This window comes from Kitasatospora sp. NPDC091257, from assembly GCF_044757675.1.
Lineage (GTDB): Bacteria > Actinomycetota > Actinomycetes > Streptomycetales > Streptomycetaceae > Kitasatospora > Kitasatospora lactacystinica.
The window spans coordinates 1-7,884 of record NZ_JBIVVI010000324.1 but is presented as its reverse complement, the minus strand read 5'-3'; the positions used below and the strand labels follow the sequence as shown (position 1 = coordinate 7,884).

Here is a 7,884-nt window from a genome sequence, read left to right as displayed (position 1 = left end):
TGTTCTTAGGTGTGCTCTTCCCATCTCCCGGCCTCAAAACCGCCTAATTCGACCACCACGCCGGCCCGCCCCACCCCCCCGCCCCCCTCGCCCACCCTGGTGCGAGGGGCGCCAGGCACTCAGTGCCTCCGGGGCAGCCGCCCCAGGAAGCCGTGTCCACGAGTCGTCTGCCAGCGCGACCGCGCCAGCCGCAGCACCGTGTCCCACTGCTGGCGGACCTCGTCGTCCGGCGGGCGCTCGCCGCGCCCGATCCTGTCGAGTTCGTCCCGCACCTCCCGTCCGAGCGCCGCCGAGGCCACCGTCGCCAGCATGGCCCCGAACAGGGCGGAGAGCATGGCGAAGACCGCCCCGATCGCGCCGTAGCGGTCCGTGGAGGCGTTGAAGAGGCGCGGCAGGTAGACGCTCATGGCCACCGAGTACCCGGCCAGCAGGACCGCCGCGATGCACCCGAACGGCACGAGGCCGAGCCGGGGGATCCTGCCTGCGGACAGGAGCCGACCGCTCCAGACGAGGAAGGCCGCCGTCAACGGCGCCTCCACGACGTCCGCTCCCAGCCCCAGCGGCCCGCGGTCGAGAACGGCGTGGACCCAGCCGCTCAGCGCGGCGTACCCGGCCAGCAGCGCGATCCACTTGAGGCCGTTGACCGTGTTGCGGACGCTCAGCGGCTCCAGCTCCCAGCCCTGCTCGAACAGCCGCTGGGCGGCCCGCGCGAAGCTCAGCACCGAGACGAGGAGGAAGGCGATCCCGAAGAGCCCCGTGGCGCCCCAGTCGTTGGACGCGGAGAGCATGTCGCGCACGGCTTCGGCGCCGCCCCCGGTGAGTCCGTAGCGGTCGATGACGCGCTGGGCGACGTCCTTGCCGCCCAGGCGGACGACGAGGGTGCCGCAGACGATGGCCAGCGGCACCAGGGCGGTGAGCGCGGCCGAGGCCAGGGCCATCGAGCGGTCGAAGCCCACGAGTCGCTGGAAGCGGCTGACCACGCGCAGCGCGAACGCCGGGCGGAGCCAGAAGGTCGCCGTCCTCAGGATGGTCTCGCGGCTGATCCGTCTCGTGTGGCCCTCCGGAGTGACAGTGGTGGGGTGTCGGCGCGGGAAGCCGGGGAAGCCGGTGAGCACGCCGCCGGTGTGATCCTCGCGCGGCGGGCTCAACCCGCTGCGGCAACCCGCCGGAACGAGTTCCTCCGGCTGCGATCCGAGAGGTGGCGCGCGGCGCGGGAGCGGCCCTCGGCCGGCTGATGTCCTGTCGTGTCGGGCCTGTCCGTGGATCCCGTGTCGAGCTGCGGGGTTGCCGGGGAGGAGCCCCCTGACTCGGGCACCGCACGGCGGTGCCCGAGGCCCTACGGCTGGTCAGACGGTGAGGAGTTCCGTGGAGGTGGTGGCGGCTTGCAGGGCGTCGGGGTCGGGGACGATGCCGATCCCCGGGCCGGTGGGGACGGTCAGACGGCCGTCGTGGAGGACGAAGGGGTCGGTGATGTCGCGGGTGTAGTAGCGGGCCGAGGCCGAGATGTCGCCGGGCAGGGTGAAGCCCGGGAGCGCGGCCAGCGCCAGGTTGGCCGCCCGCCCCAGCCCGGTCTCCAGCATGCCGCCGCACCACACCGGTACGCCGTTCGCCAGGCACAGGTCGTGGATCCGGCGGGCTTCCAGGTACCCGCCGACCCGGCCGGGCTTGATGTTGACGATCGAGCACGCCTCCTGCCGGATGGCGGTGGCCGCGTCCCGGGCGGAGGTGATCGACTCGTCCAGGCAGATCGGGGTGTCCATGCGGGCCGCCAGCCGGGTGTGCGAGAGCAGGTCGTCGGGGGCGAACGGCTGCTCGATCAGCGTCAGCCCGTAGGCGTCGAGCCGGCGCAGGTGGGGCTGGTCCGCCGGACCGTAGGCGGTGTTGGCGTCCACCTGCAGGGCGATGTCCGGGCCGAACGTCTCCCGGACCGCTCGCAGCGGCTCGACGTCCCAGCCCGGTTCGATCTTCAGCTTGATCCGGGCGTAGCCCGCGCGGAGGTAGCCGTCGACGGCGCTGATCAGCTCGTCGACGGTGTCCGTGATGCCGACCGACACGCCGACCGCGAGCTCGGTGCGCGTCGCCCCGAAGTACTGGGCGAGGCTGATGCCGGCGGTCCGCAGTTCGGCGTCCAGTACCGCCATCTCGACGGCCGTCCTGGCCATCGGATTGCCTCTGACCGGCCGGAGCAGCTCGGGTACCAGTGCCGCGGTCAGCCCGGGGGCCCGGGACAACCGGGGCAGCAGGAACTCACGTACCACTTCCCGGGCCCCGGCCAGGTACTCGGCGCTGTACGTCGGATCGTCGTCGGCCACGCACTCGCCCCAGCCGACGGCTCCGTCGGCCGTGGTGACCTTGACCAGCAGCGAGTTCCGGTGTTCCTGGGTTCCCAGTGCGGTCCGGAACGGCGCGACCAGGGGCAGGGCCACCTCACGCAACTCCACCTGCTGCAGCTTCATTCCGATGTTTCCTTCCGTCGCAGGACGTACCAGCCGGACCGGTCGAACCCGTCGATCCGGTAGCCGTTCTCCAGGGCGCCGCCGAGCGCCTGGCGCATCGCGGACCGCCAGCGCCGGGCGGCGGCCGGATCCGTTCGCCGCAGGGACTCCGCGTCCACGGGGGTGACACAACGCAGTACGCCGCCGGTCGCGGCGCGCGGTACGGGCTCGCCGTTGCCGTCCGCTTCGAGCACGGGTTCCGCCGCGGCCGGGTCCGGCAGCGGTGCCGGTGCGTGCGGCGTCCCGTGCACCGGCCAGCTGACGAACAGCCGGTCGGAGTCGTCGCCGTCGTTGATGCCGTCGGCCAACGGCCCGTAGAAGTCGGGCAGGTACGCCTCCGCGACCGCCCCGAGCCGCCGCAGGTTGAAGTGGGCGTTGCGGCGGATCAGCGGGTCGTACGTCCACGAGATCGACGACAGGCCCGCCTGGGCGGCCCACTCCCGCTGGTGCGACTTCATCGCCGCGCCGATCCCGCGCCCGCGCATTCCCGGCAGCACGCCGGCCACGTGCGAGTGCAGGCTGTCCCCGATGGTGCGGAATCCGGCGGTCACGCCGACCATCGCCGTCCCGAGATACGCCGCCGCGACGTAGCCGCCGGTGTGGGCGAGCGCGCACATCACGTCCAGGGCCAGCGGTGGCTCGGCGATGTCCGGGGTGTTCCACACGGTGCGCAGCACCGCGTCGGCCTGCTGGAGTTCGGGTACGGTCCGGAGCAACCGGATTCGGACGTCCGCCCGTTCCGCGCCGGCGGAAGGAAAATCGACCGTGCGACGAGTCTGCTCGGCGGGCCGCTCCGGGCCATTGGCGTCCGGGCCCGAGTTCACCTGGCCTCCTTTGTGCCGATGTCCGGCAGCCGTAGCCGCAGTTGCAGCGCCAGTGCCAGCCGCAGGTCCGGATCGTCGATGTCGATCAGCTCGGCCAGCCGGCGCAACCGGTGCCGCAACGTGTTGGGGTGCAGCGTCATGGCCTCGGCGACCCGTGGCACGTCGTAGTGCCCGGCGATCCAGCAGCGCAGTGTCTTCTCGTACTCCGTTCCGTGCCGGGCGTCGTGGTCGAGCACCGTCGACAGGGGCTCCCCGTGCAGGGCCGGACGGTACCGGAGCGCCTCGTGGACGTCCCGCAGGAATATCGGGGCGGCCAGCTCGTCGTGCCGTCCGATCTCCGTCCTGCCGAACGGTCCGCACACCACCTCGAGCGCCTGCCTGGCCTGGCTCAGCCCTGTCGAGACGTCGGCGAGGCCGGGGAGGGTGCGGCTGATCCCCGCCCGCCAGCCGCCGCCCAGGGTGTCGCTCGCCCGGGCCAGCACCGTCGCGATGATCAGCTGGATCACGGGCGCGTCGGACGCCGTGTCGACCACCGCCACGGCCTGACCGTCCAGCGCTCCGGCGGCGGCTCCCAGCCGGTAGGCGGAGAGTCCCATCCGCAGCAGGTCGCCGACGTATTCGGCGGCGGAGTCCGGCGAGACGCCTCGCGCGTGACCGGCCGGGTCGCCGAAGCGGCCGATCACCAGCACGGTCGCCGGGGCGTCGAAGCGTATCGCGAACGAGTCGGCGAGCTCCCGGGTCGCTCCCAGGCCGCGGAGCAACCAGCCCAGGCGCTCGGCTCGTTGCCGGCGCTCGGCGTCCGCCGCGAGGCTGACCCGGGCCAGGTGGGGCGCGGCCAGCCGCGCGCCCTCGGCGAGGACGTCCGCCGCCTCCTCCGTCAGGGGCTCATCGCCTTGGAGCACCCAGATGGTGCCCAGCGCCTCGCCACCGTCCCGGATGGCGATGGCGAGGCGTGGCCGGTACTCCTTCGGCTCGTAGCTCCAGACCGCGGTGTCGGAGCGCAGGACGGCGGCGTACTCCTCGGCGTGGGTCGGGTGGTCCGGCACCCGGCGGCCGAGGATGCCGTCACGGCGCGGGTCGTCGACCAGTTGGCCCGGGACCGTGGAGTAGGCCAGCACGCGCATGGACAGGTCCTCGATCGCCACCGCGCCGCCGGCGCGCACGGCGATGTCGTTGGCGAGGGCGAACAGGTCGGTGGACCGGTGCCTGTTCGGCTCGAACACCGGGCTCGTGATCGCACGCAGCGCGTCGATCAGGGTGTAGAGCTGCCCCCAGGAGATCTCGGCGCTGCGCTCCAGGAGCGCCACTCCGGTCCGTTCGGCCGCCTGTGTCAGCGCTGCCGTGTCCGTGGTGCCGGCTCGCATGACCACCGCCGTGGCGTGGTGCTCGGCTGCCCGCTCCAGGACGTCGGCGGTCAGTCGGCCGGGTACCAGGACGATCGCGTCGGTCAGCCCTGTCCCGGGGGCGTCGGTGTCATGGATCGTGGGCGCCCCGACGGCGACCGCCCGGCCTCGCGGCAGTGCGAGCGGCCGTAGGAGGTCGGTTCCCAGGCTGTCGAGCACGACCCCGAGGGTGATCCCGGCGGGGGCTGTCATCGCCGCTCCGATCGCGGCATCCGGCGTCGGCGCTCTCCGGTGGACTCACCGTCGGCGGTCACCTGTTCAGCGGCCGGGAACACATGCGTCGTTCCGGTCGGCGGCAGCTGCCTCTCCGGACCGGCCACCGCCGGCCGCGGGGTGGTGTGGCCCACCAGGGGGGCGACGTGGTTGCTCGGCCCGGCGGCCTTCCGGCGGCTCGGCGGAGTCGGAGTCATGGGGAGTCCTCGTCAGGGGATGGGTCGGGTGAAGGGGGCGCCGATGAGGGACACCTCGGGGCGGTCGGCGGAGAGCGAGCAGCGGACGGGGGCCGTCAGGGGACGAGGTTGAGGCCGGGGGGAAGTCCCAGGGGGGCGGTGTCGTCGGGCTGTCGGACGAAGCGCATCCGGTGGACACCGTGCGTGCTGATCAGGAGGTCGTCGCCGCTGGGGCGCAGGCTGATCAGGCCGCCCGCGCGGAACGCGCCGTCCGGTGCCGGTTCGATCGTCCCGACGAACTCCAGGCCGAGTTCGAGCGTGCCGTCCCGGGTGACCGTCGCCAGGACACCGAGTTCCGGACTGCGGTAGACGGCCGGTGGCAGTGTGGCACCGGCAGCCGCGGGGGGACAGCGCCGGTACTCCGTGGCGCGGCCGGGGCGGTACACCGATCCGATCCTGATCGTGCCGGACGACACCCGCAGCCAGAAGCCGGCGCTGTCCTCCAGGCCGTGCCAGCTGCCGTCGACGGCCGGGGCGAACTCGCCGGCGGACGGCGCGTCGTGGATGCGGATCCGGCCGTTGCCCACGGCGTCGATCCGGAGGGTGAGGCCGGATCGCGGATCCAGCCAGTCCCCCGCCAGCCGGGCAGCGGGCTCGGCGGCCACCGGGTCCGCCGTCAGCGCGACGGGATCGTCTTCGGGCAGCCCGGCGGCCAGCCGGAGCACCCGAGTGGCCAGCTTCGCGGAGTCGATCGAGGAGTTGTTGCTCAGCAGCGCCACGCCGAGGTCGGCGTCCGGCATGAACAGCAGCTGGGACCGGTACCCGGGGACACCGCCGGCATGGCCGAACGCCGGGTGGCCCGCGATCGTCGTGTGGTAGAGACCCAGCGCGTACGGCCACTCCTCCCCGTCCCCGGAGTCGACCTGCCGCACCAGCCCGTCGCGGATGTCGGCGCCCAGGACCCGGCCGTCCTGCAGGAACCCGAACCACGGCGCCAGGTCGGCGACGCTGGTGGCCAGGCCGCCGTCGCCGACCGCGGACTCCTCGGTGTCGGCGCGCCGGACGGCACCGCGGGTGACGTCGTACCCGTAGGCGAATCGCGGCAGCGGCTCCCGGCTGTCCTCGCGGAACACGGTCTCGTTCATGCCCAGCGGTGTGAACATCCGGTCCGTGGTGAACTCCCCCAGGGTGCGACCGGTGAGCCGCCGCACGAGCGAGGCGACCAGGACGTACCCCGTGTTGGAGTAGGAGAACGCGGTCCCCGGTTCGAAGTCGACCTCGGTCAGCCCTGCCACGAAGGCCAGCGTCCGGTCCTGGGTGATCCTCGTCAGCGGGCGGCCGGCGATCGTCGTCAGGGCCAGCCAGTCCCGCAGACCTCCCGTGTGCCGCAGACATTGACCGACGGTCACCGGCACCGCCAGCTTCAGCTCGGGCAGGTGCGTGCGGATGTCGTCGTCCAGCGACAGTCGCCCGTCCCGGCACAGCAGCAACGCCGCCGCGGCGGTGAACTGCTTGCTCATGGAGGCGATGTCGAACCGTGTGCGGGTGTCGACCGGCGCCTCGAACTCCACGCTCGCCAGCCCCGCAGACGCCTGGTGGATCAGCTTCCCGTCGGTGTAGATCCCGACGGACAGTCCCGGGTCACCCGGGCGTATCGCCGAGCCCACGACCTCGGACAGTGTTGTTGAGATGGCCATGCACCCCAGACTCTCAGCCAGGACTGCCCGGGAGGTTTGTCCTGACAGGCAAAGTCCGCTCGCCCGACGTTGGCCGAAAGGACATGCCCCTGTGCCTCCTGACGTCAGGAGCATTCCTCGCTCAGAGCCGGTCGGCGTCGAGGACGGCCTGTGCGAAGGCCTCGGGCGCCTCCTGGGGGACGTTGTGGCCGATCTCGGGCAGGCTCCGGTGGAGGTAGGGGCCGGTGAAGAAGTCGCGGTAGCCGGCGCCGTCGCCGGGGGCGGTGAACGGGTCGCGGCCCGCGTCCAGGGTCACGGTCGGCACGGCGATCCGGGGACGGGCGGCGAGGCGGCGCTCCAGCTGGTCGTAGCGGTGCTCGCCCTCCGCCAGGCCCAGCCGCCAGCGGTAGTTGTGGATGACGATCGCCGCGTAGTCGGGGTTGTCGAAGGCGGCGGCGGTGCGGTCGAAGACGGCGTCGTCGAAGGCCCAGGTCGGCGAGACCTGCTGCCAGACCAGGCGGCACAGCTCGCGGCGCTTGTCCCGGTCCTCCATGGCACGCCGTCCGCGTTCGGCGGCGAAGGAGAACTGGTACCACCAGGTGTGCTCGGCGGCGGGCGCCAGCGGCTCCTTCTGCATCTCGACGTCGGTGACGAGGTAGCCGCTGACCGAGACGAGCGCCTCGACCCGTTCGGGCCACAGCGCGGCGATGATGTCGGCGGTGCGCGAGCCCCAGTCGAAGCCCGCCAGCACGGCCCGCCGGATGCCCAGCGCGTCCATCAGGGCGAGCACGTCCAGGGCGACCGCGGCCTGCTGGGCGTTGCGCGTCGTCCGCTCGGACAGGAAGCGGGTGGTGCCGTGGCCGCGCAGGTACGGGACGACGACGCGGTAGCCCCGGGCGGCGAGCAGCGGGGCGACGTCGACGTAGCTGTGGATGTCGTACGGCCAGCCGTGCAGGCAGATCACGGCGGGGCCGTCGGCCGGGCCGTCCTCGGCGTAGCCGACGTCGAGCAGGCCGGCCCGGATCTGGGCCAGGCGGGCGAAGCCGGTCCGGGCGGCGGGGGCGGGGGCGCCGACGGGGGCGGCGGCCGGTGCAGGG

Annotated in this window: 6 protein-coding genes; all 6 read right to left on the bottom strand. The window is 73.1% G+C overall.

Features of this window, described 5'->3' with window-relative positions; all coding sequences use genetic code 11:
- Window positions 1–119: 119 nt before the first annotated feature.
- Window positions 120–1,115, bottom strand: a complete 996-nt coding sequence (locus tag ACIQOV_RS17225; protein WP_401049324.1) for a hypothetical protein — start codon at window positions 1,113–1,115, stop codon at window positions 120–122.
- Window positions 1,116–1,346: 231 nt separating this feature from the next.
- Window positions 1,347–2,456 (bottom strand): o-succinylbenzoate synthase, encoded by a 1,110-nt coding sequence (gene menC, locus ACIQOV_RS17220; protein WP_401049322.1) that lies wholly within the window; start codon window positions 2,454–2,456, stop codon window positions 1,347–1,349.
- Entirely contained in the window at window positions 2,453–3,319 is an 867-nt protein-coding gene (locus tag ACIQOV_RS17215) for a GNAT family N-acetyltransferase (protein WP_401049320.1), read from the bottom strand. Before ACIQOV_RS17215 ends, menC begins: the two co-directional genes overlap by 4 nt.
- On the bottom strand, window positions 3,316–4,914 hold the full coding sequence (locus tag ACIQOV_RS17210) for a PucR family transcriptional regulator (RefSeq protein WP_401049318.1): 1,599 nt from the start codon (window positions 4,912–4,914) through the stop codon (window positions 3,316–3,318). The genes ACIQOV_RS17215 and ACIQOV_RS17210 overlap by 4 nt, the downstream gene beginning before the upstream one ends.
- A 313-nt stretch (window positions 4,915–5,227) precedes the next feature.
- A complete protein-coding gene (locus ACIQOV_RS17205; RefSeq protein WP_401049316.1) occupies window positions 5,228–6,808 on the bottom strand; it encodes a serine hydrolase domain-containing protein in 1,581 nt (526 codons plus the stop codon).
- A gap of 121 nt (window positions 6,809–6,929) precedes the next feature.
- The coding region (locus ACIQOV_RS17200) for an alpha/beta fold hydrolase (protein ID WP_401049314.1) at window positions 6,930–7,884 on the bottom strand (955 nt) is incomplete at its 5' end.